The organism is Parapedobacter pyrenivorans (assembly GCF_014636865.1).
In the GTDB taxonomy this organism is placed as follows: domain Bacteria; phylum Bacteroidota; class Bacteroidia; order Sphingobacteriales; family Sphingobacteriaceae; genus Parapedobacter; species Parapedobacter pyrenivorans.
The window spans coordinates 464,973-490,576 of sequence record NZ_BMER01000004.1 but is presented as its reverse complement, the minus strand read 5'-3'; the positions used below and the strand labels follow the sequence as shown (position 1 = coordinate 490,576).

24 protein-coding genes are annotated in these 25,604 nt (G+C 45.0%); 15 read left to right on the top strand and 9 right to left on the bottom strand.

What is annotated here, in order from left to right; all coding sequences use genetic code 11:
• The first annotated feature begins 72 nt into the window (after window positions 1–72).
• Genes mqnE through IEV98_RS19120 form a run of 4 tightly spaced genes read left to right on the top strand, consistent with a single transcriptional unit; the run spans window position 73 to window position 3,153 of the window.
• Window positions 73–1,281 carry an aminofutalosine synthase MqnE gene (mqnE, locus tag IEV98_RS19135; RefSeq protein ID WP_188507632.1) on the top strand — a complete coding sequence of 403 codons (1,209 nt, stop codon included), beginning with the start codon at window positions 73–75 and terminating at the stop codon, window positions 1,279–1,281.
• A gap of 10 nt (window positions 1,282–1,291) precedes the next feature.
• Entirely contained in the window at window positions 1,292–1,918 is a 627-nt protein-coding gene (locus IEV98_RS19130; protein ID WP_188507631.1) for a histidine phosphatase family protein, read from the top strand.
• A gap of 5 nt (window positions 1,919–1,923) precedes the next feature.
• Complete coding sequence (locus tag IEV98_RS19125) at window positions 1,924–2,685, top strand: menaquinone biosynthetic enzyme MqnA/MqnD family protein (RefSeq protein ID WP_188507630.1); 762 nt, start codon at window positions 1,924–1,926, stop codon at window positions 2,683–2,685.
• A 15-nt stretch (window positions 2,686–2,700) separates the two neighbouring features.
• On the top strand, window positions 2,701–3,153 hold the full coding sequence (locus IEV98_RS19120) for a MarR family winged helix-turn-helix transcriptional regulator (protein WP_188507629.1): 453 nt from the start codon (window positions 2,701–2,703) through the stop codon (window positions 3,151–3,153).
• A gap of 6 nt (window positions 3,154–3,159) precedes the next feature.
• Here the strand turns inward: IEV98_RS19120 and IEV98_RS19115 are convergent, their stop codons facing one another.
• Together IEV98_RS19115 and IEV98_RS19110 are read right to left on the bottom strand one after the other, a co-directional pair.
• Window positions 3,160–3,903: a ZIP family metal transporter gene (locus IEV98_RS19115; RefSeq protein ID WP_188507628.1), complete on the bottom strand. Its 744-nt coding sequence runs from the start codon at window positions 3,901–3,903 to the stop codon at window positions 3,160–3,162.
• Window positions 3,900–4,484, bottom strand: a complete 585-nt coding sequence (locus IEV98_RS19110) for a phosphatase PAP2 family protein (RefSeq protein ID WP_188507627.1) — start codon at window positions 4,482–4,484, stop codon at window positions 3,900–3,902. Before IEV98_RS19110 ends, IEV98_RS19115 begins: the two co-directional genes overlap by 4 nt.
• Before the next feature lie 121 nt (window positions 4,485–4,605).
• On the opposite strand from IEV98_RS19110, the gene glmM reads away from it, so the two are divergent.
• Window positions 4,606–5,991: a phosphoglucosamine mutase gene (gene glmM, locus IEV98_RS19105; RefSeq protein WP_188507626.1), complete on the top strand. Its 1,386-nt coding sequence runs from the start codon at window positions 4,606–4,608 to the stop codon at window positions 5,989–5,991.
• Between the two features lie 37 nt (window positions 5,992–6,028).
• Here glmM and IEV98_RS19100 read toward each other — a convergent pair whose 3' ends face one another.
• Window positions 6,029–6,673 carry a DUF6266 family protein gene (locus tag IEV98_RS19100; protein WP_188507625.1) on the bottom strand — a complete coding sequence of 215 codons (645 nt, stop codon included), beginning with the start codon at window positions 6,671–6,673 and terminating at the stop codon, window positions 6,029–6,031.
• Between the two features lie 249 nt (window positions 6,674–6,922).
• Here IEV98_RS19100 and IEV98_RS19095 point away from each other — a divergent pair, with 249 nt between their 5' ends.
• Together IEV98_RS19095 and ctlX are read left to right on the top strand one after the other, a co-directional pair.
• On the top strand, window positions 6,923–8,365 hold the full coding sequence (locus IEV98_RS19095; RefSeq protein ID WP_188507624.1) for an arginine deiminase family protein: 1,443 nt from the start codon (window positions 6,923–6,925) through the stop codon (window positions 8,363–8,365).
• 30 nt (window positions 8,366–8,395) lie between these two features.
• Window positions 8,396–9,316 (top strand): citrulline utilization hydrolase CtlX, encoded by a 921-nt coding sequence (gene ctlX / locus IEV98_RS19090; RefSeq protein WP_229738851.1) that lies wholly within the window; start codon window positions 8,396–8,398, stop codon window positions 9,314–9,316.
• Here the strand turns inward: ctlX and IEV98_RS19085 are convergent.
• The gene (locus IEV98_RS19085) at window positions 9,291–9,719 is read right to left on the bottom strand and encodes a YybH family protein (RefSeq protein WP_188507623.1); all 429 of its coding nucleotides are present in this window, start codon (window positions 9,717–9,719) and stop codon (window positions 9,291–9,293) included. The two genes, ctlX and IEV98_RS19085, sit on opposite strands and share 26 nt — an antisense overlap.
• Window positions 9,720–9,758: 39 nt before the next feature.
• Here IEV98_RS19085 and IEV98_RS19080 point away from each other — a divergent pair, with 39 nt between their 5' ends.
• The gene (locus IEV98_RS19080) at window positions 9,759–10,331 is read left to right on the top strand and encodes a DUF1543 domain-containing protein (protein WP_188507622.1); all 573 of its coding nucleotides are present in this window, start codon (window positions 9,759–9,761) and stop codon (window positions 10,329–10,331) included.
• 7 nt (window positions 10,332–10,338) lie between these two features.
• Here IEV98_RS19080 and IEV98_RS19075 read toward each other — a convergent pair whose 3' ends face one another.
• A complete protein-coding gene (locus tag IEV98_RS19075; protein ID WP_188507621.1) occupies window positions 10,339–11,334 on the bottom strand; it encodes an acyl-ACP desaturase in 996 nt (331 codons plus the stop codon).
• A gap of 176 nt (window positions 11,335–11,510) precedes the next feature.
• Between IEV98_RS19075 and IEV98_RS19070 the strand changes: the two genes are divergently transcribed.
• A complete protein-coding gene (locus IEV98_RS19070) occupies window positions 11,511–11,963 on the top strand; it encodes an NUDIX domain-containing protein (RefSeq protein ID WP_188507620.1) in 453 nt (150 codons plus the stop codon).
• A gap of 77 nt (window positions 11,964–12,040) precedes the next feature.
• On the top strand, window positions 12,041–13,219 hold the full coding sequence (locus tag IEV98_RS19065; protein ID WP_307726870.1) for a glycosyltransferase family 2 protein: 1,179 nt from the start codon (window positions 12,041–12,043) through the stop codon (window positions 13,217–13,219).
• Window positions 13,220–13,229: 10 nt separating this feature from the next.
• Here IEV98_RS19065 and IEV98_RS19060 read toward each other — a convergent pair whose 3' ends face one another.
• On the bottom strand, window positions 13,230–13,991 hold the full coding sequence (locus tag IEV98_RS19060) for a 4'-phosphopantetheinyl transferase family protein (protein ID WP_188507619.1): 762 nt from the start codon (window positions 13,989–13,991) through the stop codon (window positions 13,230–13,232).
• Between the two features lie 2 nt (window positions 13,992–13,993).
• Complete coding sequence (locus tag IEV98_RS19055) at window positions 13,994–15,214, bottom strand: ROK family transcriptional regulator (protein WP_229738850.1); 1,221 nt, start codon at window positions 15,212–15,214, stop codon at window positions 13,994–13,996.
• A 200-nt stretch (window positions 15,215–15,414) separates the two neighbouring features.
• Here IEV98_RS19055 and IEV98_RS19050 point away from each other — a divergent pair, with 200 nt between their 5' ends.
• Both IEV98_RS19050 and IEV98_RS19045 read left to right on the top strand, forming a co-directional pair.
• On the top strand, window positions 15,415–16,686 hold the full coding sequence (locus tag IEV98_RS19050; protein ID WP_188507617.1) for a Gfo/Idh/MocA family oxidoreductase: 1,272 nt from the start codon (window positions 15,415–15,417) through the stop codon (window positions 16,684–16,686).
• A 28-nt stretch (window positions 16,687–16,714) separates the two neighbouring features.
• Window positions 16,715–20,125: a DUF1080 domain-containing protein gene (locus IEV98_RS19045; protein WP_188507616.1), complete on the top strand. Its 3,411-nt coding sequence runs from the start codon at window positions 16,715–16,717 to the stop codon at window positions 20,123–20,125.
• Window positions 20,126–20,203: 78 nt separating this feature from the next.
• Here the strand turns inward: IEV98_RS19045 and IEV98_RS19040 are convergent, their stop codons facing one another.
• Complete coding sequence (locus IEV98_RS19040; RefSeq protein ID WP_188507615.1) at window positions 20,204–21,001, bottom strand: hypothetical protein; 798 nt, start codon at window positions 20,999–21,001, stop codon at window positions 20,204–20,206.
• Window positions 21,002–21,189: 188 nt separating this feature from the next.
• On the opposite strand from IEV98_RS19040, the gene IEV98_RS19035 reads away from it, so the two are divergent.
• Window positions 21,190–21,579: a response regulator gene (locus IEV98_RS19035; RefSeq protein WP_188507614.1), complete on the top strand. Its 390-nt coding sequence runs from the start codon at window positions 21,190–21,192 to the stop codon at window positions 21,577–21,579.
• Window positions 21,563–22,648 (top strand): sugar transferase, encoded by a 1,086-nt coding sequence (locus IEV98_RS19030; RefSeq protein WP_188507613.1) that lies wholly within the window; start codon window positions 21,563–21,565, stop codon window positions 22,646–22,648. Before IEV98_RS19035 ends, IEV98_RS19030 begins: the two co-directional genes overlap by 17 nt.
• A gap of 38 nt (window positions 22,649–22,686) precedes the next feature.
• Here IEV98_RS19030 and IEV98_RS19025 read toward each other — a convergent pair whose 3' ends face one another.
• Window positions 22,687–23,571 carry a beta-1,6-N-acetylglucosaminyltransferase gene (locus IEV98_RS19025; RefSeq protein WP_188507612.1) on the bottom strand — a complete coding sequence of 295 codons (885 nt, stop codon included), beginning with the start codon at window positions 23,569–23,571 and terminating at the stop codon, window positions 22,687–22,689.
• 207 nt (window positions 23,572–23,778) lie between these two features.
• Here IEV98_RS19025 and IEV98_RS19020 point away from each other — a divergent pair, with 207 nt between their 5' ends.
• The gene (locus tag IEV98_RS19020; protein WP_188507611.1) at window positions 23,779–25,599 is read left to right on the top strand and encodes an ABC transporter ATP-binding protein; all 1,821 of its coding nucleotides are present in this window, start codon (window positions 23,779–23,781) and stop codon (window positions 25,597–25,599) included.
• Window positions 25,600–25,604: the final 5 nt, after the last annotated feature.

Here is a 25,604-nt window from a genome sequence, read left to right as displayed (position 1 = left end):
CATGATATGGCGGTTTTGTGACTTGTATATAAATGGCAATTTAGGTAAGTTTGCTGTCAAAGATTTCAGGATATGGATGCCGAAAAAAAGCTCACGTTTCTTCTTGAAAATAAAAGCCTCGATCAAGAACTGAAGTCCATTGCGACGAAAGTAGGCAATGGCGAGCGGATCAGCGAGGAGGACGGGGTATTGTTGTACGAGCGTGGCGAGTTAGGGTACTTGGGCGTGTTGGCCAATTTCATAAGGGAAAGGAAGCATGGCGATGTCACTTATTTCAATCGTAATTTCCATATCGAGCCTACTAATCTTTGTGTATACGATTGTAAATTCTGCTCATACTCACGTTTAATCAAAGAACGCGAAGACGGATGGGAAGCTACGATGGATGAAATGATAGGCGTAGTGAAGTCCTATGACAGCGAGCCGGTAACCGAGGTTCATATTGTGGGCGGGGTGCTGCCGCAGTACAACCTATCATTTTATATGGACCTGTTTGCTGCCATTAAAAAGCACCGACCAGATCTCCATATAAAGGCACTTACACCGGTAGAATACCACTACATCTTCAAGAAGGCCAAGGTAGATTACGCGTCCGGTATGGCTATGATGAAAGGTGCCGGCCTAGACTCGATGCCAGGTGGTGGGGCAGAGATTTTCCATCCCGAGATCAGGGAACAAATAGCAAAAGATAAATGTAATGCCGAGCAATGGCTGCAAATACACGAAGTGTGGCATAGACTAGGCATGCATTCCAACGCAACCATGCTTTATGGTCATATTGAACACTATTGGCATCGCGTGGACCATATGGAAAAACTTCGGCAACTGCAGGATAAGACAGGTGGTTTCCAGACCTTTATACCGCTTAAATTCCGAAACAAAGACAACCAAATGTCTCACGTTCCAGAAGTGTCGGTGGTGGAAGACTTGCGTAATTATGCGATCAGTCGTATCTATCTGGATAATTTCCCTCATATTAAGGCCTATTGGGCAATGATCAGTAGGGAAACTGCGCAATTGGCGTTGGGTTTCGGGGTAGACGACATTGACGGAACACTGGATGATACGACAAAGATTTACTCCATGGCGGGTGCAGAAGAGCAACATCCGGCGATGACTACGCGCGAACTGGTGGAATTAATCCAACAGGCAGGTAGGCACCCGGTCGAAAGGGATACCCTTTATAATATCGTTACCGACTATAAGGACGTGATTTTTGCGGAAGATTCCGCCGATAAGCAGTCCAGGTATTATCAATTACCCGTATTGAACAGCAAATAGCAATATATTTTTGGAAAAAACATTATATATCATTCGACATGGACAAACCGATTTCAATCTAAAAGGGATTGTACAAGGCCGGGGGGTTGATGCCCCCTTGAATGAAATCGGGGAAAGACAGGCCGAGGCGTTCTATGCCTATTATAAGGATATGCGTTTCGATAAAATTTATACATCCACCTTGTTGCGTACTCACCAAACCGTGGCTGCGTTTCTAAAAGAGGGCATACCCACGGAGCAATTGGAAGGGCTCGACGAAATAGGTTGGGGAATCTATGAAGGTAAGGAACAGACCGAAGCCATTATGGAGGGCTTTGCTGACTTGATTGCACGATGGCGCAACGGTGAGTTGGATGTTAGTGTGGCGGGTGGCGAAACGCCTAATCAATTGGTCGCCAGACAACGAAAGGCACTCCAGCATATCCTTTCCTTTCCTGACGAGCGAAACGTACTGGTTTGCATGCACGGGCGTGCCATGCGTGTATTTCTTTGCCTGTTAACCAACCGTGAAATCGCTTTGATGGATGATTTTCCACATACAAATACGGCACTTTACAAAGTGCGCTACAACGGTGAGGGGTTTTCCATCGAAGATGCTTATAATATCCAGCATTTAGCAGGGCTGTTTACAGAATAATACTTATGGAAAAAGTGAAGGTATCTGCGGTATCCTATACGAATACAACGCCTTTTATCTACGGGTTACAACATTCGGGTATCATAGCGCAGTTGGTACTTAGTTTGGATGTGCCGAGTATGTGTGCACATAAGCTAATTCATAACGAGGTAGACTTGGGTATCGTTCCCGTTGCGACGTTGCTCGATTTGCCTGAAGCTGAGATTATTTCGGATTACTGTATAGGTGCAACAGGAGCTGTTAATTCGGTTTTTATTTTCAGTGAGAAGCCGATTGATGAAATCCATACACTACGATTGGATAGCCAGTCAAGAACGTCAAATGGATTGGCACAAATTCTATTACGATATTACTGGAAGCGGGAGGTGACGGTAATCACTGAGGGCGTGGCCGACGCGTATGTAGAGATTGGAGATCGTACTTTCGGAAAACACGGATTACACCCTTATAGGTATGACTTAGCCGCACACTGGCAGCAGTTTACCGGATTGCCATTTGCATTTGCCGTTTGGGTGGCCAACAAACCGCTACCCATGTCGTTTGTCCAGTCATTTAATGATGCCTTGGCTTATGGCTTGGCACACCGCACGTTGGTTATCGAGCAGTTGCCTTTTCGACTCGATTTCGATTATCGACTGTATTTGATGGAGCAGATTGATTACCAATATGATGATAAAAAGAAGCAAGCAGTAGCGCTATATTTGAAGTTGATGAAGGAATTGGACTGCACGCTTACGCAAAAAATGCAGGCTCCATCAGGCCTTTAGAATAAATTATTTCCGATGAAAATAGAAGAGGAAATCCAGACCCGAAAGTTCCTTAACGAACGACATAAGGCTACAATAAATATTGTGTTTACCAGCAATTGGATTACCGATATTTTGGAGAGAAGGGCAAACGCACAGCAAATCACCTTACAACAATTCAACGTACTTCGTATATTGAGAGGGCAATATCCTAATCCGATAACCAATAGCCTGCTTAAGCAACGAATGCTGGATAAAATGCCTGATGTATCCCGAATTATTAATCGGTTAGTAGCGAAGGGAATGGTTTCCAGGGGTAAATCTGCCATCGACCGACGTGCAGTTGATGTTAAGATTACTTCAAAGGGGTTAGACGCTCTAGCTAATTTGGATGAGAGCATGATGATGATGGACGTCCTCCATGAAAACATCACTGAATCAGAATGTCAAGTACTTAATGAATTGCTCGATAAAATGCGCGGGGGATAAGTGACCCTAATGTCCGTGTGAATCAAACAAGAAATTCAATAGCGAGGCCGCGACACCCAATACAACAGCGATCATTTTCTTTCTATTGAATTTGTGATGATCGGCTGATCCTGATTCGAATAGGATCGTTGTAGAAATATGAAGAAAAATACCGATCACGACCGCCATCATGCGGTCAAAATACTGCTCGATATGACCGATATCACCTGAGGCGATTGCACTGCTTATGAGGTAGCCTAGCGGGGTCATTAAAGCAAATACCGCCAATAATGCAATGATGTGCCTTTTGTGTAGTGAGGTGTTAAGCAGTAGACTCCCTAGGGCAAAGGCTGCCGGTACATGGTGCAACGCGATGCCAAAAGTCAATGCTCCTTGGTGGCCCGATGCTAAAGGCATGCCTTCCAGCAGGGCATGCAGACAAAGGCTCAACATGATCCCCAAGGGAAAGATTCCGCCTGCTTTTTGGGAATGATGGATGTGTCCATGTTCTATACCATGAGAAAACTGCTCCATACCCAGTTGAAACAGAAAACCCAATAATACAAATAAGCCTATGGTCTCGTTGTGTGAGCTGTGAGTATGATATACGTGTGGAATTAAGTGTAAGACGGTGATGGAAAATAGGTACGCACCACTGAAAGCGAGAATAAGCTTGAGGGCGTTCGTATTATCGCGCCTCACAAAAAAAACAGAAACCCCGCTAGCGAATGCGGAAGTGAATAGAATGGCAATAATCAAGATGGAACTCATGACGTATGCGTTACCGGTGTCAAGTTAGGGCTGATAAAGCGGAACGCCAGCCCCGTAACGCAACCTATTAAACTTCCCAATAACGCGCCAGCTACGATGTCCAAAGGATAATGGACGCCCACATATACTTGGGCAATGCTAACGAGCGCTGCCCATAGCAAGCCAAGCCATAAAATATGTTTCCACCGTTTGTAAAAGATCATGATCATTACCATGGCCATGGCAAAATGATTGGTAGCATGTGACGACGTAAAGCTGTAGCCACCGCTGCAACGCACACGTAAATTGATTTCTTCCTTGAACTCGATATCGTTGCACGGCCTCACGCGCTTGACTGATTTCTTGATGACCGAAGACGAGAGCTGGTCGGCAATACCAAATGTGATCAATATAAAAAGGACAATCAACACGCCAGTCTTTTTGTAATTTTTAATGCAGAAAATAACAATGAAGAGGTACAGGGGGGCCCAGGTAAAAGGGTTGCGCAAGATAGGCATCAGCCAATCAAAAAATACATTACTTAACCCTTGGTTAATGGCCAAAAAGGCTTCTTGATCTAATGCAATGAGTTGGTCGATCATATAAATTAAACAAAGTTGCAACAAAAGTAAAAATAAATTCGGAAATCCAATCAAACGGAATGAATTTAAAAATACCGAACAATATGCCTATTTTTATCGCCGCAAAAAAGCAAAGACCAACATGACATTAATCAAATCCATTTCGGGTATTAGAGGTACCATCGGCGGGCAGCCGGGTGATGCATTCACTCCTATTGATATCGTTAAGTTTACTGCCGCGTTTGGTCGTTTTATCCAACAGGAAACCGGAATCAGTAAGCTTGTTATCGGCCGTGATGCGCGCATTTCTGGTGAGATGGTACGAAACCTGGTAGTTGGGACACTGCAGAGTATGGGGATCGATGTGGTCGACTTGGGTTTATCTACCACACCGACAGTGGAGATAGCCGTACCGCAGGAAGGTGCTGGTGGGGGGATCATCCTTACTGCGAGCCATAATCCGGCTCAGTGGAATGCTTTAAAGCTGCTTAACAGCGCTGGCGAATTCATTAACGATGCACAGGGTAGACAAGTGCTGGATATGGCCGAAAACCTGGATTTTGATTTTGCCGAAGTAAGTAATCTAGGCCGTGTGACCACTGACAATAGTTATTTGCAGAAGCACATCGATCAGATATTGGCTCTGCCATTGGTCGATGTCGAAGCGATTCGAAAGGCGGATTTCAAGATCGCTGTGGATGCTGTCAATTCAACCGGGGGAGTTTTTGTACCTGCTTTATTGGCGGCACTTGGCGTAGGGACTATTCATGAAATTTATTGTGAACCAAACGGACTTTTTCCCCACAACCCGGAGCCACTTGCAGAAAATTTGACCGATTTATCCGCATTGGTCGTTGATAAAAACGCTGATATGGGCATTGCAGTCGACCCCGATGTAGACCGGCTCTGTTTTGTGATGGAAGATGGAGCGATGTTTGGCGAGGAATATACATTAGTCGCGGTGGCTGACTATGTACTTCAGCACACGCCTGGACATACGGTGTCCAATCTCTCATCGACGAGAGCATTGCGGGATGTAACCATCAACCAGGGCTTTCAATACCATGCAGCAGCCGTAGGCGAAGTTAACGTAGTGACCAAAATGAAGGAAGTCGGTGCGGTAATCGGAGGGGAGGGTAATGGTGGGGTTATCTACCCTGCGATACACTACGGGAGGGATGCGTTGGCCGGGATTGCGCTTTTCCTTACGCATTTAGCGAAGAGCCGTAAGCGTATTTCCGAATTGCGAGCAAGCTATCCGCAATATTACATGTCTAAAAATAAGATCACGCTTACGCCGGGACTGGACATCGACGGGCTGTTGGCCACTATGCAGCAACGGTATAAAGATGTACCGCATAGTACGATAGACGGTTTGAAAATAGATTTTGAACAGGAATGGGTTCATCTCCGGAAATCCAACACCGAACCGATTATCCGGATTTATTCGGAAGGCTCGACTCCGGAAAAGGCGCAAGCCATTGCCCGACAGATCATGGAAGAAATCCAGGCCATAGTTGGCATCTAATTGCTAACACTACGGCCGCTACATGTTGTTGCGTTCGTTAGCTGTTCGCCTGTACCTGCACGTGCCGGCTTTCGGACATTTCACTGGATAGTGCTTTGTTGAAAGCCAGGTACACATGGACATCTGCTCCGATCACGTCTTGCGGCAAGGGAAAAAGGTATCGGCCCATACCCCGCGTGATGCCGGACGTACGGATATCCCATTTCTCGTTGGTGGCAAGACACCATATGATGGTCGTATTCTGACTATTCACGAGGTTCCCATCTTGCGGAGAAGCGTGCCATGAAACGGCCAGCCCTTCGTCGGTCCACTCGGCTGCGAGCGCTTCGGCAGGGGTAAGAGCCCCGGTGCTGATGATCGCCTTGCTGTAATCGAAATATAAGTCCGGATATTCACCTCCGATCGCATGCTTCTTGTGGTACGACAAGGCGATGTTGAACGGTGTCATCGGCAGCCCATCGGCGGCCTGCTGATAACCCACCGCGATCAGACCGCTTAGGGGCGAAAGGAAAGACATCGCAAGCTTCATGCGCATTTCGTTTGCCAGTTGCTTTTCGCTGCGTGGTTTGTTGGATTTTCTTGGTAGTGCGCGCATTACGTTGATGCCACGCCATTGATAGCCGATTACGTTGCCCACCCTCCCGCTGAAACTGCCATTTACACCGTTTTTGAAAGTTGCCATAACTGAGTTATCATTGATTACCAAGCTAATGTAAAAAATAAATACGACAAAATAAAATTCAAAAATGAATTAAATCATACTTCTTTAATAATTTTAAGGAATAACTATGTATCAATTACCTAAAAAACCCCTAGAAAACCCCTAGAAAACCCTTATAAATTGCATGCAAATTGTAGATTAATTGGGGTATACTCTTCAACCAATATCCAGCAAATTTTGTATCTTGCCCTTTTCCAATAAATTGTCAGTATGCGTAATCGTGATGCCATTTACGTATCGTCAGAAACAGGCCGGTTGCGAAAAGTATTGGTCCATAGTCCCGATAGTGGATTAGGTCGGGTCGTCCCTTCCAAAGCGCAAGATTGGTTGTTTGAAGACATCGTTCATTTAAACACGATCCGGCGTAATGAATATGATTACTACATTAAGTTATTGCTGTACTTTTTGGACGATGAAAAGATAAAGGGACAACTGGCGATCATTGATGCAACGGAAAATCACCGGAATTTCTATAAACCAGACCACGCTGACTTTTACCGTTCCGAGCAGGTCGTTGAATTGCAGGAATTACTTTCGGAAATACTTGATGACGTGTCGATTAAAAATCAATTGGTGGCTTCGGTTTGTGCTATCGAGGCGTGTAGCTATCACGTGCAGCGTGAGCTGATGGGGTATAGTCCCGCCACCTTGGCTAGGGTTTTTTTCAGCGGCACACCCAATGAAAGCGAGATGATTTTTCCGCCAATACCGAACTTCATTTTTACACGCGACATCGGTATTGTGATTAACGATCACATCCTGCTCAATAAGCCGATGAAAGAAGCGCGTAAACGGGAGGCACTCATAGCCAAGTATATTTTCTTCCATCATCCAATATTTGCAGCATATAGCGATAAGATCATCGAATTGACGGACACTCCACATCATTTCCTACTACCCAACGATACGGAAGTGGAGAGAGTGACATTAGAAGGTGGGGATGTGATGGTTGTAAGCGGAGATCACGTATTGATCGGGGTAAGTGAGCGGACGAATAGTGAAGCGGCTGCGCAAGCAGTAAGAAAGTTATTTGACAAAAACGTAGTAAAGAAGGTTACCATTGTGAAAATTCCTCGGAAACGTGATTATATGCATATCGATACGGTGTTTACTCAGGTGAAGCGGAATGTATGGGTAATGCTGGGTGATTTTTCAACCGAACGCATTAAAGGACTGCAGACAGACGAGGTACATCGGGCCCTCCGTATCCAGCCACATCGTATAGACGAGTTGGAAATTCTTCAATTTGAAAAGGGAAAGGAATCTGAGCCGCGGCGTTTTCATTCGTTGGAAGACTTATTGGTAGCGATCAGTGTGGATGACCTGGGGTGTGCTCCAGAAAGCGTGCGAATCATCTTATCAGGCAATAATGAGTTCCCCTACGACGCGCGCGAACAATGGACAGATAGTTGCAATCTACTGGCAATCAGGGAGGGAGTGGTATTAGGGTACGATCGGAATGATAAAACCACCGACGCATTTCGAGCGGCCGGCTTCGACATCGTAGATGTAAAAGATCTGCTCGCCGATTTGGAAGCCGGCCGTATATGCGTGGATGAGTTGAGCGACACCTTAGTGCTGATGCCATCAGCAGAGTTATCGCGCGCCAGGGGCGGGTTTCACTGTATGAGTATGCCACTGCTTAGAGACTGATGGCTGTTTTGCACTAACACCGTTTAGGACATGACCATTTTAATGATTCGCCCAGTCCAGTTTGCTTACAATGCACAGACCGCCGTGAATAACGTATTCCAAAGGCAGGGTATAGAAGATACCGTTGTTGTCCAAGATAGCGCTGTTCGGGAGTTTGACGCTTTTGTAGCGAAGCTCCGTGACAACGATATCGATGTATTGGTCGTACCCGATACGCCGATGCCGCATACGCCGGATAGTATTTTTCCAAACAACTGGATATCTTTTCACCACGATGGATCGGTGGTACTGTACCCTATGTTTGCAGCAAATAGGCGCCTAGAGCGCAAGCAGAGCGTACTCCATGCGATTGAAAGGGTATTTTTGATTCATAGGCGAATCGACTATACCAAACATGAAGCCGAAGGAAAATTCCTGGAAGGAACCGGTAGCTTCGTGCTCGACCGAAAGAACGGCATTGCTTATGCTTGCCGGTCTCCCCGTACCGATGAATCATTGTTTCTGGAGTTTTGTCGCCAATTTAACTTTAAGCCCGTTGTTTTTGATGCTGTGGATGAAAAGGGAAGGGCCATATATCATACCAATGTGCTAATGTGCATAGCGGATAGCTATGCTGTCATTAATCTGGAAAGCATTGTCGAGTCGGACCGTCTATCGGTTATGAAAACACTGAACGAGTCGGGGAAAAGTATCATAGCGATTAATCAGGCCCAGATGATCGATTTTGCAGGTAACATGCTGCAGGTTGAAAACAAGCAGGGGAAAAGTTTTCTTGTCATGTCATCGCGTGCTTTCCATTCGCTTCAACTGGCGCAAGTAAGGAAGTTGGAATCATTTGATCCGATCATCCATTCTCCATTGGATACCATAGAACAATATGGTGGTGGTAGTGCACGTTGTATGATGGCGGAAGTATACCTGCCCGTCAACTCGAATGATCAGCAACAATGAGCCATTTATTATCGATTTTTTCAAATAACAACGTGAAATGACCGGATGCATTCCCAATTGCACGCGTTAGTTGCCAGTTGCCTAATACAAAATAATGATTTGACGATAACCGATTTACCTGGATAATATTGAACTTAAGCTTTCCCATGGCAACAGTATCCGGATAGGTCTTGAGGTAACGGTCGAGCGTATTTTGCCATCCGTATACCGGTCCGACACCGCCTACAAACAACAAGCTGTCGTGGTGCCAATACGTTTCCATGAAGGTGTGGATATCTCCAGCATTCCATGCCGTCTCTTGCTTTTGCATGGCAGCGAAAATAGCGGATTCGGCTGTAGTATTGCTGTCCGAGCAAGCGCTGATCAGCGAAGAGAGGATTAAAAGTAAATGGAGGAATTTCATGGGTGGATTTCTATCTTTACAAAGATATTACTTTTTAGCATGGATGGCATCAAACTATATATGTTGTTACTCGGCTGCAAGCCGTATGGCAGGCATACGGAACAACACGATATTTTTTTCGGCATCGGAACCTCATTGACAGACCTAGTGCCCGCTATTATTGATTTTTGGCCGGAAGCGAATGGTAAGATCCACATCGACGCTTGGCGTGAGGTGAACATGGTGGATAGATATTCAGTAAGGGTGACGATGAGAGGAGATGTGTCAAAAAACGAAGAACAGCACAAACTTTTTTTTATAAACCTTGGCGGTTATAAGGAAAACGATTTCGAGGAATACCACTACAAATGCCTTTCCGTGGCAGCAAATACTGCGGAGGCAATCAGACAAGCCAAAGCCCAAACGTTTTGGAAACACCGCGTTTCATCGCATATCGATGATAAATATGGGATTGATGTGGATGATATTTTCGAAATTGAAGAGGTCCTTCCACCTCATTTGAAAGAAAAATATGCGGTCTTGGTCGAAAAAAGTACCGCCATCTCATCGGAAGATGAATTGCATCCTGGATACCTCAAGCTAAGCAAGTTGGTCGACACGGATAGGAGATAGGCAACCATCAGGCACGTATCCACTTAAAGCTGTAGCTTTTATCTGGCACCTTCATTCGATCGGCAAGGCGAAGTAACCGGTCAGGCAGCCGAACCAAGTAATCCCGCGCACGTTCACCGGCTTCATTCAGCTCCTTCACAGACTCTACCTTCCATTCTAGCAATAACTCTTTCAGGATATCCACGTAGTCGATTGCCGTGTACACGCCCAATCGTTGGGCTGCATCCGAGAAGTGGCTAAAAGCTTCCCCTTGCGGTTCCCCTGATTCCCGGAGCAAGAGCGCCGGCATGACTATCTTTTTTCGCATCATGTCTTCAAATGCCAGCATAACCTCACTGGGATCTACCTCCATCGCTTTGGAAATAAAAGACATGTATGCTTTAGCATGACGCGCTTCATCAGACGCGATTACGCCACACATCTTGGCCAGTAACCTGTCTCCGTCTTTTTTCGAGAAAGCCGCTACCCGCCTATGCGATACGTTGGTGGCGAGTTCCTGGAAAGAGGTATAGATAAAATTGCGGTATGGGTCATTGCCCGTTCCGATTTCGATGCCATCTTGCAACAAATATTGCGTCGAGATTTCCATTTCCCGCATATTCACGCGTCCGGAAAGGTACAGGTACTTATTAAGCAGGTCTCCATGACGGTTTTCTTCTGCCGTCCAAGCCCTTACCCATTTCATCCATCCGCCCTGCTCATTTTTGTTGACGTCTTCCACCATGGTGAGCCATGATTCGTAGGTAGGTAATGCTTCTTCGGTAATGGTATCCCCAATCAGAACAGCCACCAGGTCATAGGACAATTCCCGAGCGCTTTCCTGCAGATCCTTTACTTCCTGAAAAAAAGTATCCCTTGAAGCATCCGGGAGAAAGTCTGCGGGTTGCCACATTTCCTCTACGGGCTTCAGGTAATCACTCATTTCATTCAGCATAAACGGCTCTAAATAAGCCATTACTTCTTTTCGTGATCCTTCAGGTATTTGTTGCGTCAATGTCTGCATAGTTCTTGCAAAGGTAGTCAAATGCGTTGATAATCTTTTTTCAGCTACTAGATTATATTCAAAATATGACAAGAATCATATTTTAAGCGTACTTTTGGGCAGCGCACTATTTATTGGATAAACGGATAAACCGGGGAAGTTGTTTCATACAGGAAGCGAATAAAAGCATATGATCAATGGGTAATTTTAACATACGCGTTTACGGCATCCTCATCAATGATACACAAGAAGTATTGATCAGTGACGAGCGGGAATATGGCATGGCGTTCACCAAGTTCCCCGGCGGCGGACTCGAATATGGTGAGGGACTGTTGGCAGGGCTCGTACGCGAGTTTGAAGAAGAATGCGAGGCGGATATCGAAATCATACGCCATATCCATACAACAGACGTTTTCTTTCAGTCTGCATTCAACGAAAGCCAGGTTATTGGCGTCTATTACTTAGTGAAGAGCAAAGACCCGCTGAGTTGCAGGTTCAGTAAAATAGCTTTCGATTTCGAATATGGAAAGGAGCCAGATCAGGTATTTCGTTGGGTTCCCATGGAAGAGTTGAACGAAAACGATCTGACCTTTGAGATGGATAGGGTTGCTTGGCGGGTATTTATGTCAGAAAATAGCCACGGTTTATAATTTTGACGTGCACATCGGTGCGCTTTGGATAGGAACTGGATGATAATTTCCTACATTCGTCCAGTTTTTTGAGATAGATGATGGAGTTTTTTTTCTGGATTAGCCTATTTGTCATTTGCTATACCTATGTCGGTTACGGTATCGTATTGTATTGTTTAGTAATTAGCAAAAGGGCGGTCGGAAGGAAAGCTAGACGGGATTGGGAGCCTATTCATCTACTGCCTTCCTGTACGGTGGTCGTCGCAGCTTACAATGAGGCGACAATCATTGAGCATAAATTGGTGAACACGCTTGCCTTGCGATACCCCGAAGGAAAGCTTCGTTATATCGTTGTTACTGACGGTTCAACCGACGAAACACCCGAGCTCGTCAGGAAATATACGGAAGTCGTGCTCTTGCACACGCCGGAACGCCGGGGCAAGATTGCGGCTATCCATCGTGTGATGAATGAAGTGGAAACCGATATTGTGGTTTTTACGGATGCCAACACCTTGCTCAATAGTGATGCCTTAATGGAATTATGTAAACATTATGCTGATCCACAGGTTGGTGCCGTCGCTGGTGAAAAGCGGGTGTATTCAGGGAGTGAAGCGGATGCGAGCGCAGCGGGAGAAGGTTTTTACTGGAAATATGAATCAACATTGAAGCGGTGGGATTCTGAATTGTACTCGGTGGTTGGGAGTGCTGGCGAATTGTTTAGCATCCGGCGCGATTTATATGAAGCGGTCCCGTCCGATACCGTATTGGATGATTTTATGATCTCCATGCGGATAGCCGAAAAAGGGTATCGGGTTGTTTATGAACCCGGCGCCTATGCTACTGAGATGGCTTCCGAAAACGTCAAAGAGGAATTAAAGCGGAAAATCAGGATAGCCGCAGGGGGTATTCAATCCATTTCGCGTTTAAGACGGGTGCTGAATCCTTTTTTGAACCCGGTGTTGACATTTCAATACATCAGTCACCGGGTATTGCGATGGACGATTACCCCAATATTATTGGTCGCACTGTTTATCATTAACGCCAACTTGTATTTCCGTGACTCGGGGTATATCTATACGTTATTTTTCTATGGTCAGGTGCTGTTTTATGCACTGGCAATTATTGGTTATTTACTTGAACGGCGTGCATTAAAGCTGAAGGTAGCATTTATCCCTTACTATTTCTGTGTGATGAATTATGCCGTATTGGCGGGGATCGTGAGGTATTTCCGAGGTGGGCAAAGCGCTGTGTGGGAGCGCTCGAATCGCAAACAATAGGTAAGTAACGCTATAGCTGATAGAAAAAAAGCTCATCGACGGGTGTCGAGGAAGCAAAACACCCCAGGAAATCATGTCCTAAGGGAAACGAATACAGGTAAATGGCATTGGGCGGTTGCCCACCAATGATATCTTTTCCCGCAATAGATACCCCATCCAACACTTCAAAAAGCGGGAGGTGTTCGCCAATGCCTTCTCCGGTCAATTTGAGAACAGCTTCCTTGCGTGTCCACAACGTGAAAAAACGATGGTGCATACCTTCGTTTTGCGACGTTATGAAAGCGATCTCCCTATCGGAGAAACACACATGTAACATGTCTTTGATGTCCAGCGGTCGATGTAACCACTCGACATCGATTCCCATCTGGTAACCACTGGCCATGCCAATCACGGCCTTGTTTTCACTATAAGAGAGATTGAATTCGATCGGGTTATCTGAATGCCCCTGTAATCGTGGTTTATGATGGTGTCCTTTCGTAAGACAGATGGCCGTCGGATCTGAAGAGGTAGCGGACGACAATAACAAACGGAGGACGGTATGCGCCGTCTTGTATCGGATGACGTGAGCGGCTTGATGGAGCCTATTGCCCCGAGCTATCTCTTCTGACGTTAGTATATTTTCATACCGATCCGCTAATACTAAATGCGTTGCAGCGGGGTCGATTGCCCATATGCTTGGGTGACTGATTTTATCGGTGCCTTGCAAAACACCCCAACCGTCAGTCCAGCGGATAGGATTAAGCCATGCAGAAGTGATAACCGTGTCATTCATAGCTAATCATCAAGTTCGATACTGGACAGGAGGCGATCAAAATAACGCTCGAAAGTAATATGTGCGATACCTTTTGCCCCGGCATCGGCTCCCAATTGCGAAAGTTCGACCTTTACGATGTCTCTTAACTGCGTCATGCAGTAGGTATTGATGGCTTGCTGAATTGGAACGGTAATGTACTGGTTTGCCTCGGCAATTTTTCCGCCTAAGATAATCAATTCCGGATTGAAAAGTTGGATGAGTGTCGCAATACCTTTCCCAAGTTTTTCACCCGTATGGGAGAGAATGCTAATCGCATATTGATCGCCGTTGTTTGCCGCATCAATGACCACCTTAGGTTCAATATTTTCAATTTCCAGTTCGGACAGGCTATTAAGCAGGGAATCCTGGCCGGATTGGATTCCCTCTTTTGCCATTTTGGCCAACGCGACACCTGAAGCAACGGTTTCAAGACAGCCCTTTTTTCCGCAATAGCACAGCGCTCCATCTTCGGCGAAGGGAATGTGGCCCATTTCCCCGGAAAAGCCAGTTGCTCCATTCCGTAGCTGACCATCCATGATGACACCCAAACCAATACCCCAATCCATCAATATGACTAACACGTCTTTACGCCCTTTCGCCAAACCGAACCTCAACTCCGCTACTGCTGCGCTCTTCACATCATTGATAATGAATACAGGCTTGTCGAATTGCTTGGAAAGGTAATCCTGCAAAGACTCTTTTCCGTCGTCGTTCGTCATGTAGGTATAGTTGCGTCCGTCTCGGTGGTTTATAAGCCCCGGCATACTGATGCCTATTGCCAGCACGGAAGTCCACGCAATACCGGATGTCTTTCCGAAGTCAACAAGGAGCTGATTTAGTTGGTCGACAGATGACCAATCCTTGGTCAATAAGAAAGCCTCGGAAGCCGAATGGATAAATGCATTGGTGTTGTCGACAAGGGTCATTTTCACCCTGAACAACTCAACCTCTACACATACGGTAAAAAAAGTACGGCTTTTCAGCTTATTCAATACGGGTTTTCTGCCGCCAATGGAGCTTCCTTTTTCATTTTGCTCCAATATACCGGCTTGCGCCAGGTTGTTAATCAATTCCAGTGATTTTGGCGCGCTGATTTTAAGATGTTTGCAGATAGCGGCGTTGGTCATCCCGCTATCGGCAATCAGGGCTTTCATCAGTTTCAATCTGAAACGGTGGTTTTTCTTTTCAATCTTGTTTTGCAAGCGATTCTTACTTAAAAACAACGGCGGCATATCATGTAATTTGCGGGACCAAAATATATTAACTGGATAATTCGATGTTAGTTTTGCTACATATTTGCAAATATTGCATTTCTTTTGAAAAAAAATATGAAAAGTTTTTGGTTTATTGTGGGAAATAATAATTTTGTCGATACAAAACCGATTTGGAAATCAAAACAGTCATGAAGGAAAACAACAAGTCCCGTCGGGAATTTATCAAGAAATCTTTGATGGGGGCGGCGGCATTTAGCATCGTTCCCCGTTTTGTATTGGGCGGCCAAGGATTTTTGGCACCCAGTGACCACCTCACTAAGGGAGTGATTGGGGTGGGAGGTATGGGGCGTGGCCATTTTGGTTATGCAGGTACAAAAACCGTTGCCATCTGTGATGTGGATACCCGCCATTTGGCACTGGCCATGAAACAGCTTGGTGATCAAGGCGTCAAGCAATTCGCGGACTTCCGCGACCTGATTCAGTTGCCGGAGGTAGACATTGTCCATATTGCTACCCCGCCGCACTGGCATGGTATTATGGCAGCGGAAGCCGCTCGGATGGGAAAAGACATCTGGTGCGAAAAGCCGATGACGCGTACGATAGGCGAGGGGAAGCGCGTGGTTGAAGCCGTAAAACAACATGGCAATATTTTCCGCTTGAACACGTGGTTCCGTTTTGAGGACAATTTTTACGGGATGAACGTTCCGGTAAAGCGCATTAAGAAGCTGGTGAATTCCGGCATGTTGGGCTGGCCGCTTAAAGTAACAATCAGCAAACACACCGGATTCGACTGGAAGTTTTACTGGGTGGGGCAAGAGAACTTACCTGTGGAGCAGGTGCCAAGTGAATTGGATTACAATATGTGGCTAGGCCCAGCTCCATATAAGCCTTATAGTACGCATCGTGTACATACCACGTTCAGAGGGTACTGGGATTATGACGGAGGCGGTTTAGGCGACATGGGGCAACATTATATCGACCCTGTCCAATATTTCCTGAATAAGGATAACGAAAGCCCCATTTCTGTGGAGATCGATGCTCCCCAACAGCACAGTGATGCGGTGGGTACTTGGCGTCGGATTACGTTTACGTACTCGGATGGCTGCCAGATCATCCTGGATGGCGAAGGTAAAGATGTAGGCATGCCTTACATTGAAGGTCCGAACGGAAAACTTTTCAAGGGGTTTGAATCAGACATTCCGGATATGGAACGTAAACTAGCTGCCTTCCCCGACCCCGAACCTCAAATGACCGATTTTGTGGAGGCAGTGAAGACCCGTAGGAAATTCGCACTCAATGAGGAAAATGGATACCGCTCTTGTACCATTGTGAATATGGGACTGATGGCCTTGCGTTTAGGCAGGTCGCTTAAGTTTGACCCTCAAAATCAGGTATTCATTGATGACGACGCTGCCAATAGGTTGATTGACCAGCCCATGCGCGGTCCGTGGTCGATTTAAGATTGCTCATATAAATGCTATAAACCGAATGAAAAAAATAATGCCTGCGCTTCTAGCGCTTTTCATATTGCAATTACCCGTATTTGCCCAGCAAAGCGATACACGGACGGCGACAACCAAAATAGCCGATTTACTTGCTTTACAGCCCTCGGAAACTCCACAGCGGCTTCAGGATGCGATGGGTCAACTTGAGCGCTTTTCCGCATCAGATATAGCCACCCTGCTTGGGAAACTTACGCCCCCAGGCGAAGGCAGCGACGCGGGTATCGAATATGCTTCAAACAGTTACAGCTACCACGTGTTGCTTCCTGGAAAAACCAGCCAACGTGAAACGTTCATTAAAGGAGCTGCAGATGCCCTTGCGGTACTTACAGACAAAGACTCCAAAGGCTTTATCATTCAACTTCTACAAAATGCAGGAAATGATTTGGCCGTGGCTCCGCTGGGTATGTACCTAACGGACCAGTATTTAAGTGAAAAGGCCGCTCGTGCGTTAGCACGTATCGGTACGGACGAAGCTGGTAAGACCCTGATGGGAGCATTGCCCGATGCCGCGGACAATGTGGCGATCCATGTTATTAATGCACTTGGATTCATGGCTTACGCACCGGCAGAGCAATCTATTTTAGCGAAATCGGCCACTACCGATATCGGATTGCGCAAGGCCGCATTGTACGCACTTTCGCGCATTGGAGGAGCGTCCTCAAAATTGGTGTTGTCGGATGCTGCCAAAGCAGCTGGCTATATCTACGAGCCGACCGGTGCAACCACTGCTTACGTAAACTATGCCCATCGCTTGGTTGCGCGGGATGATGTCGCTACCGCACGTAAAATAGCAACAAGCTTGTTTAAGCAGACTAAACAGGCTCAGCAGGTACACACCCGTATTGCCGCTTTGGGACTGCTTACGGAAATAAACGGAGCCAAGCAAGTAAAGGAACTATTGAAAGCATCCAAAGACGACGACGCGACATACCGAAACGCGGCGTTACAACTGCTGGTCCCTTATTTGGATGATCACTCGACTTCACGACTGGTGCGGAATCTCGCTAAGGCGGATGAGCAGATCCAAGCAGATATCCTCCGGTATGCGGGTGAAAACCAGCTGCGTTCGACACTCCCCGTAGTTAGGGAAGCGTTGCATTCCAATTCGCTCTACGTCCGTGGAGCCGCCGTCGAGGCTTTGCACAAATTAACCGGAGAGGCAGCCGTGGAGGAATTGTTGGCGTTGCTTCCGGAAAGCGAACCAAAAACAAGGGCGGCTATTAAGCAAGTACTGCTTATCTCCAAAAACAAACAACTTCCGCAATTGGTGGCCGATGCGCTGTCTGCGGAGAACGACGGAAATGTCCAGGTGTTATTGATGGATGTGCTGGCACAACGGGGGGCTGGTGAGCATGTGCCTGCGATCCTTGATATTATTCGCAGTGATGCCTCAGAAGAGATAAAGGCGGCTGCCTATGCTGCACTACCTCAAATGGTCCGTCCGGATGATTTGGACAACCTACTCGCTTTATTGTCTGCTACTGACAACGGAGCGTTTACAGCATCGGTTCAGAAAGCCGCAGTTGTCGCGGTAAACCGCAGTGATAATAAGGAGGCGCAATTAAAACTTATCATTTCTCGGCTGAAGGTTGCGAGCAGCGTCCAACAGCTCAACTTCTTTCCCATTCTGTCGGGGGTCGGTGGCCAGACCGCTTTAACCGTGGTGTCTGATTTCACGAATCAGCAGGACCCTGCATTGCGTGGGGCAGCTACCTCTGCATTAGCAAATTGGATTGATGCTGGAGCATTGCCCGAATTGATTGCATTAAGCCGTAAGAAAGTGACGGATGCAGCCCAATTGGACGCAATTGTCAAAGGACTCGTGCGGGTTATCGGCATCGCCGATTTACCGGCTGCGCAAAAAGTCTTGCATCTGCGTGATCTATTTGAAATCGCGCAAACCGCAGATCAGCGCAAGCTGATTTTGAGGGCGTTGGAAGCCAATAAAACCTACAACGCATTGCTATTTGCAGGGAAATTCCTCGATGATAAGCAGTTAAGTGCGACAGCCGCAAATACGGTCATGAACATCGCATTGGAAGAAAAGAGCTTTTACGGTGCTGATGTAGTCCGCCTGTTAAATCGGGTGATTGAACTGCTTTCGGGCAGCGAAAGTAGTTACCTGCGCGAAGCGATCCAGAAGCATGTTAATGAATTACCAAAAGGACCTGGATTTGTTTCGTTATTCAACGGAAAAGACTTGGAGGGATGGAAAGGTTTGGTCGCCGACCCCATTAAGCGAGCTAATATGGATGCCAAAACATTGGCCGAAGCACAAGTCAAAGCAGATGAAGTCATGCGTGGTGGATGGTCTGTACAGCATGGCGAATTGCTTTTCAACGGGCATGGCGATAATATTGCAACGTTGAAGCAATACGGTGATTTCGAAATGTTGGTCGACTGGAAACTGGCCAAAGAGGGGAAAGAAGGCGATGCGGGGATTTACCTTCGGGGCACCCCACAGGTGCAAATTTGGGATACTTCACGTGTGAACGTCGGCGCACAAGTGGGTTCAGGCGGACTATACAACAATCAAAAGCATGAGAGTAAACCACTTAAAGTAGCCGACAATGCGTTGGGAGAATGGAATACGTTCCGTATCATCATGATTGATGATCGCGTAACTGTTTACCTCAATGGAGAACTGGTAACCGATCAAGTCGTACTCGAAAACTTTTGGGACAGAAGCCTACCCATATTTCCTAAGGAACAAATTGAATTACAGGCCCATGGGACCCTTGTTTCCTACCGGGACATTTACATCCGTGAGTTGCCCCGAAAGGAAATTTCCAGCCTTAGTGACGCAGAAAAGCAAGATGGTTATAAGGTATTATTTGACGGTACTGATTTGGAGGCATGGACTGGTAACACAACTGCATATCACGTGAGTGATGAAGGTACATTAGCCATCTATCCGACAGAAGGATCGGGCGGAAACCTCTATACCAAGGAAGAGTTCGCCGATTTCGTGTACCGATTCGAATTCAGGCTGACCCCAGGTGCGAATAACGGGATCGGCATCCGTAGTCCAATGGATGGTGATGCCGCTTATGCGGGTATGGAAATACAGGTGTTGGATGATGGCGCGGATATGTATAAGGATTTAGCCGAATACCAATACCATGGTTCCGTCTATGGCATTATTCCAGCGAAGCGTGGATACTTGAAGCCAGTTGGCGAATGGAATGAACAGGAGATACGTGTACAGGGCAACAAAATCAGGGTAACACTGAATGGCACGGTGATCGTAGATGGTGATTTGGCTGCGGCTTCGAAAAATGGTACACTTGACCATAAAGAACACCCCGGATTGAAACGTAAATCAGGGCACATCGCTTTCCTGGGCCATGGATCGGAGGTACATTTCCGGAATATACGGATTAAGCGGTTGTAAGATCTCTGATAACGGAATTGATAGCCGGCCATGCAGGAAGATACATGGCCAGCTTTTTTGTTTTCAGGCGTACGGCAATCACTGCGGGTTAGGTTTGAATCTCATCACTCGCTCACTTGCCGGATTCATAAAATACATAAAGCCTAACATTACCACATAATAAAGCACCGCGAACGTACTATACGTCGCTGCCCCGCCCACTGTGGGCGATACGGGTAGTATGAGTAGAGACATATTCAGCATAAATTGTAATATCCACACACAGACACCACTTTTCGTTTTTCCATAAACTACCGCACACATCCCGGCGGCGCCCATCATATTCAGCAGGAGGGCCCATATCGGAAGGTCGGAGATCACACCTACATTGATTAAAACTGAGGGTAGCCACCAACAAGTCCAGAAAAAACCGATGATTTGACTTGCATAAAAAGGGGGTAACGTTTTTGATAATTCCCGAATGGCGTAGCTGACCCAGACAACCTCACCCATAAATGCCCAAGTCAACAACATGATAGAGATTCCGAATGGCGGAAAATCAAACTTCATCAGCGAAGAATAATCAATTCCGTGATAAAAGCTCTTAAGCAATAGTGTGAAGGAACAGATTGTCAATGAGAATAATAAACTGAATAGATACCATTTAGGATTAATTTTCCATATCAACATCGGTCTAAACAAATCTTTCACGCCTTTTATCCCTCTTGTAAAGGTTACAACACAAATCAAAAAAAATAAAAGGGCAAAAAATCGACCGTGTTGATACGCGTATCCTTCAACAATTCCCTTACTGTTCGCATAAGTTACAACTGCATTGAGTAAAGGCGCGAGCGTCAAGAATATCCAAACTTCATGTTTTTTAATAAAATCTCTCATCGGGCTATGAATTTAAAATCAAAAGTGTAAAAATTAATGGTAAATCAATAGTGTCAAACGTGCTTTTTTGAAACGGAAAGTAAGATTGTAGTGGAATCGCTACAATTGAACGAAAAGGCACAGTTTTTCAGTTAGATTTCGCAAAAAACGTGGAGATTTGTCCGAGTAAGATTTCCAAGCTATAAAGTATGAAGAAGAAAATACTTCTGGTAGAAGACGAGCCCACAATACAAAGATTGTTACACTTCATATTGTCAAAGGACTTTGACGTGGACGCTGCACCTAATGGGTACGAAGCCTTTGTTTATTTGGAAAACAGGAATGTTCCTGACTTAATTATCATGGATTGGGTCATGCCACATATGGACGGTAAATCCTTTCTTAAATGTCTTAAAGTGAGTGGTCTATATTCTGAAATACCCGTCATTGTATTGTCTGCGTCCGAGAATATCCACGAAGAATTAAACGACCTTCCGTATGCTGTCAATCAATGTCTCCGTAAACCTTTTGATCCACTTAAGCTAAAACAATCAATCGGAAATATTTTTAACACATCGACCTATGGATTTATTAACTGATGTAAAAAATGAACGGCATTTTCTTACTATATCTATTGCGTATTTAGGAAATAGGTTCAGTGATGAGCTGGCTAGTGATTTTTTTGATAACGCTGATATTACTAAATTTAGCCAAATCAGGGATTTGGAGCTGTTTATCAGTAATTGCGACTTATTGCATGTCCCCGAATTATTATTGCTGGAGGTCGGTATCGAAACGGCAGAAGTCAAACGTCTGATTACGAGCATAAAAAGCAATCCCATTACTCAAGGCGTCAGTATTATTTTGCTGAATTTTTCAGGAAATAAGAATACGGTGATCGAGGCATTTCGGCCTTTTGTAAATGATATTTACTTTTATCCGTTCAACGTCGCTGATCTTAGAGAACGTGTTAAGTTCATATTGAGGTTTAAGCATATCCGGAATGAAGGGAAAGCCTATCGGGTTAGTGTTCCTGCGATACATTACAAGATTCCGGCTACAAAGCGATTGTTTGATATCGTGGTTGCCGGTTTAGTCCTATTGTTTTTTTTGCCGATTATGTTGTTAATCGCCTTACTAATAAAATTGGATTCGAAAGGTCCGGTTTTTTATCGGAGCAAACGGGCAGGAACCGGGTATAAGGTGTTTGATTTCTATAAATTCCGTTCTATGCGCGTCAATGCCGATAAAGAATTGGATAAATTGTCTGCGTTAAATCAATACGCAACAAATGGCGGTTCATCGGCATTCATCAAAATAAAGAATGATCCTAGAGTTACCAGACTGGGTTCTTTTTTACGTAATACGAGTTTGGATGAACTTCCGCAGCTTTTCAACGTATTGAACGGAGATATGTCGCTAGTGGGAAATAGGCCTTTACCCCTGTACGAGGCACAGGAACTCACTTCCGATGATTGGGCGTTACGCTTCCTAGGTCCCGCGGGGATTACGGGGTTATGGCAAGTCACTAAACGAGGCCGAAGTGAAATGTCCGACGAAGAGCGCCGGCAATTGGACAACGATTATGCCAATCATTTTTCTTTTTGGATGGACCTGAAAATTTTAATCAAGACAGTACCGGCTTTATTTCAGAAAGAGGCTGTCTAGGAGATATAATAGAAGATTGTTTCATGCGCCGTTTTCTATTATGGAAGAATCCATTCATCAAGGCGGTCTAGTACGCCGCGATCGATATCTGTATTAAATTTCCTTGCAAAAAACTTTCCGGAGGCTTTCAATACAGGTAAATCCTCAGCAGTGAGTATTTTGGGACTTGATTTGCCGTTATCCCAATTGATATAGCGCAAATTGTCGTTAATGATTTTTTCGCGGTAGGGTGAATTATACAACAACGTTTGAAAGAAAAATTCGTCTGGCGCCCAGGAATATTTGAAAAACCGCTTTAGATAACGTAATTTTTTCTCGTTTTTAAGTATATACATGAGGTGGGGTACAGCCAATGTAAACCATTGTGATTTTCCGACGATTACTGTACTTTTCGGGTGCTTGCGAGGACGGGTCAATTTATTGACTACCTTTTCCAGAAAAAATTGACCTTTTAGGGTAAAGTCATTTAGATAGTATCGTCTGAAGCGGATCTGAGCTTCTTCCCACCACTCATCTCCCGGCTTTTGAAATTCCATGAAAGACTTATCCCTATGATTACTCAAAAAAGTATGAAATTGCAATGGCGATTTCAACGGGTAATCTTCCCCACTCATTAAATTTATGAAATCGTATTTTTCGATAGTGGCGATATGTCTTAGAGAACTTAATGTTGCTTCGACCATGCTAAAAGCACTCCAATTGATACAATATCTGTCGGTTATAAATTCCACGTTGGAGACCCCCGTTTCTAAAATAGCGTTTCTAAAGGGCTCAATAGGGGCCTTACCATCAACATGAATATAAATAGAGGCAGAAGGATGCTGTAAACGTTTCACCAGTCTTCCTACCTGGCAAGGAGATTTATGTACTAAAAGGAGATGAGCAACGCGGGGATGGAATAAGATTTCAGGGGTAGTTGTCACGTATTTGTATCTGATTGTGGTCGATTTACTACAATATATTATTCAATGCTACAGATGCCATTGCAATGTAAAAAAAAATAGATAATTATGCACCTGAAAAACAAAAATTACCCATTATACACAGTAAATAGTCAACTTAGGCAACTCTGTACTATGTCAGTGGATTTTTGAATCTCATTTTATCAGGAATATACAACAGCAGAATAAATGGTTAAGCGGATTTCTAAACGAATAGCGATTTTTAAATCAAATCTCAATATTTCCCGTACTTTGAGGTTGGTTTGGTCGGTCGCTGGCAAGTGGTCTGTTTTGGCGATCTGTATGATTATTTTAGAAACCCTGTTGTTTTTCGGGTCTATATATGCATTAAAAATGCTGATTGATGCGGTGTCTATAACCATAAGCAAGGAACAGACTGAGGTGGAGGAGATTATGTACACGTTAGTTTGGGCAGCGTTATTAACTATTTGTTACCATGTTATAAAGGCGTTTTCCGTATATGCAACTGAAATACAATCTGCGAAGGTTTCAGAGCATCTTTATGCGAAGATACATGAAAAGGCTGCGGCATTGGATTATTCTTTTTATGAAAGTCCTGAATATTTTGATGTACTGCAACGTGCCAAGGAATCTGGCTATGATCGGCCTCATGCGGTAGTAGTCACATTGTTTGACACGTTAAAGCAAGTGTTGGGGCTCTTTGCCATAGCTTCTGTTATTTTTTCCATTGACGCATTACTTCTACCATTATTGGTAGCTTGTATGTTACCGACGTTGTTTATACGGATTTACTACTCGGATAAGCTCAATCTTTTGCGGCTCCGTCATACGGCGCTTGAGCGCCAATCAGGATACTTCGGTAGCCTTTTGACATCTGAAAACTCCGCAAAGGAGGTACGTCTCTTCGGTTTAGGGGATCACTTTATGTCCCGGCTGGTTGATATCAGAAAAGCGATTGTCGGTGAGCGATTGGCTATCAGTTATCGGAGAACCATAAAAGAAGTAATGGCTACTGTATTAGCAACTTTCGGTTTTTTTGCGTGTATCGCGTATGTAGTATGGGGATCAATTAAGGGGCTTGTAACGATCGGTGACATAGCGGTCTTTCTGGTCATCTTTCCGCAGGTGTTCAATATGATGCAAGGTGTAACTAACGGTATAACAGTTGTTTATCACAATAATATCTTTGTAAAGAGTATATTTGATTTATTTGATGTCAAAGGCACGGAGAAGAGGACGGTCGAAACTGAGGTGACGATCGAGTCGGAGGCTCCGATTTCGCTTGAACTGGACAATGTCAGTTTTATCTATCCACATGCAGCTAAGCCGACTTTGAGTGGTATAAATTTATCTTTCCCAGAGGGAAAAGTGGTTGCTATTGTTGGATTAAACGGGGCAGGTAAAAGTACATTGATTAAGTTGATTTGTAAGCTTTACGAACCTACGCAAGGCAATATAAGCCTAGGTAATGTAAGTATAAATAGTTTCCCCGATCGACAGTACCGGCGTTATATCAGTGCAGTATTCCAGGATTTTTGCAGGTATAATGTATCCGTATTAGAAAACATAAGCTTAGGAGATATTAGCAAACCAACACATGAATTGAACAAGGTTAAATCTGCAGCCCAACGAGCAGGAGCGCACGAGTTTATCGAAAGTCTATCAGATGGTTACGATACGATTATGGGGCGTATTTTTGAAAATGGTAACGAAGTAAGCATCGGTCAATGGCAAAAAATTGCCATCGCGCGCGCGTTGTACAGTTCCAGTAAATTTTTGGTGCTAGATGAAGCTACAAGTGCACTGGATGCTAAATCTGAGCAGAAATTCTTTCAAGAATTAAAAGAGAACCTGAATGGAAGGGGAGCTTTGGTGATCAGCCATCGGCATTCTACTGTGAGACATGCCGACTACATCTATGTGTTATCGAATGGCAAAATTATAGAATCTGGTACGTATGAGCAATTGCAATATGCCGGTGGCGAATTTGCATCGCTCTTCAAAAAAGAATTCGTTCAAGAATTTTAAAGTAG

Bases quoted from the DNA above. Each gene is read 5' to 3' on its own strand.
- mqnE (WP_188507632.1), top strand. From the start codon at position 73: ATGGATGCCGAAAAAAAGCTCACGTTTCTTCTTGAAAATAAAAGCCTC.
- IEV98_RS19125 (WP_188507630.1), top strand. From the start codon at position 1,924: ATGGAAAAAGTGAAGGTATCTGCGGTATCCTATACGAATACAACGCCT.
- IEV98_RS19120 (WP_188507629.1), top strand. From the start codon at position 2,701: ATGAAAATAGAAGAGGAAATCCAGACCCGAAAGTTCCTTAACGAACGA.
- IEV98_RS19115 (WP_188507628.1), bottom strand. From the start codon at position 3,903: ATGAGTTCCATCTTGATTATTGCCATTCTATTCACTTCCGCATTCGCT.
- IEV98_RS19110 (WP_188507627.1), bottom strand. From the start codon at position 4,484: ATGATCGACCAACTCATTGCATTAGATCAAGAAGCCTTTTTGGCCATT.
- glmM (WP_188507626.1), top strand. From the start codon at position 4,606: ATGACATTAATCAAATCCATTTCGGGTATTAGAGGTACCATCGGCGGG.
- IEV98_RS19100 (WP_188507625.1), bottom strand. From the start codon at position 6,673: ATGGCAACTTTCAAAAACGGTGTAAATGGCAGTTTCAGCGGGAGGGTG.
- IEV98_RS19095 (WP_188507624.1), top strand. From the start codon at position 6,923: ATGCGTAATCGTGATGCCATTTACGTATCGTCAGAAACAGGCCGGTTG.
- ctlX (WP_229738851.1), top strand. From the start codon at position 8,396: ATGACCATTTTAATGATTCGCCCAGTCCAGTTTGCTTACAATGCACAG.
- IEV98_RS19085 (WP_188507623.1), bottom strand. From the start codon at position 9,719: ATGAAATTCCTCCATTTACTTTTAATCCTCTCTTCGCTGATCAGCGCT.
- IEV98_RS19080 (WP_188507622.1), top strand. From the start codon at position 9,759: ATGGATGGCATCAAACTATATATGTTGTTACTCGGCTGCAAGCCGTAT.
- IEV98_RS19075 (WP_188507621.1), bottom strand. From the start codon at position 11,334: ATGCAGACATTGACGCAACAAATACCTGAAGGATCACGAAAAGAAGTA.
- IEV98_RS19070 (WP_188507620.1), top strand. From the start codon at position 11,511: ATGGGTAATTTTAACATACGCGTTTACGGCATCCTCATCAATGATACA.
- IEV98_RS19065 (WP_307726870.1), top strand. From the start codon at position 12,041: ATGATGGAGTTTTTTTTCTGGATTAGCCTATTTGTCATTTGCTATACC.
- IEV98_RS19060 (WP_188507619.1), bottom strand. From the start codon at position 13,991: ATGAATGACACGGTTATCACTTCTGCATGGCTTAATCCTATCCGCTGG.
- IEV98_RS19050 (WP_188507617.1), top strand. From the start codon at position 15,415: ATGAAGGAAAACAACAAGTCCCGTCGGGAATTTATCAAGAAATCTTTG.
- IEV98_RS19045 (WP_188507616.1), top strand. From the start codon at position 16,715: ATGAAAAAAATAATGCCTGCGCTTCTAGCGCTTTTCATATTGCAATTA.
- IEV98_RS19040 (WP_188507615.1), bottom strand. From the start codon at position 21,001: ATGAGAGATTTTATTAAAAAACATGAAGTTTGGATATTCTTGACGCTC.
- IEV98_RS19035 (WP_188507614.1), top strand. From the start codon at position 21,190: ATGAAGAAGAAAATACTTCTGGTAGAAGACGAGCCCACAATACAAAGA.
- IEV98_RS19030 (WP_188507613.1), top strand. From the start codon at position 21,563: ATGGATTTATTAACTGATGTAAAAAATGAACGGCATTTTCTTACTATA.
- IEV98_RS19020 (WP_188507611.1), top strand. From the start codon at position 23,779: ATGGTTAAGCGGATTTCTAAACGAATAGCGATTTTTAAATCAAATCTC.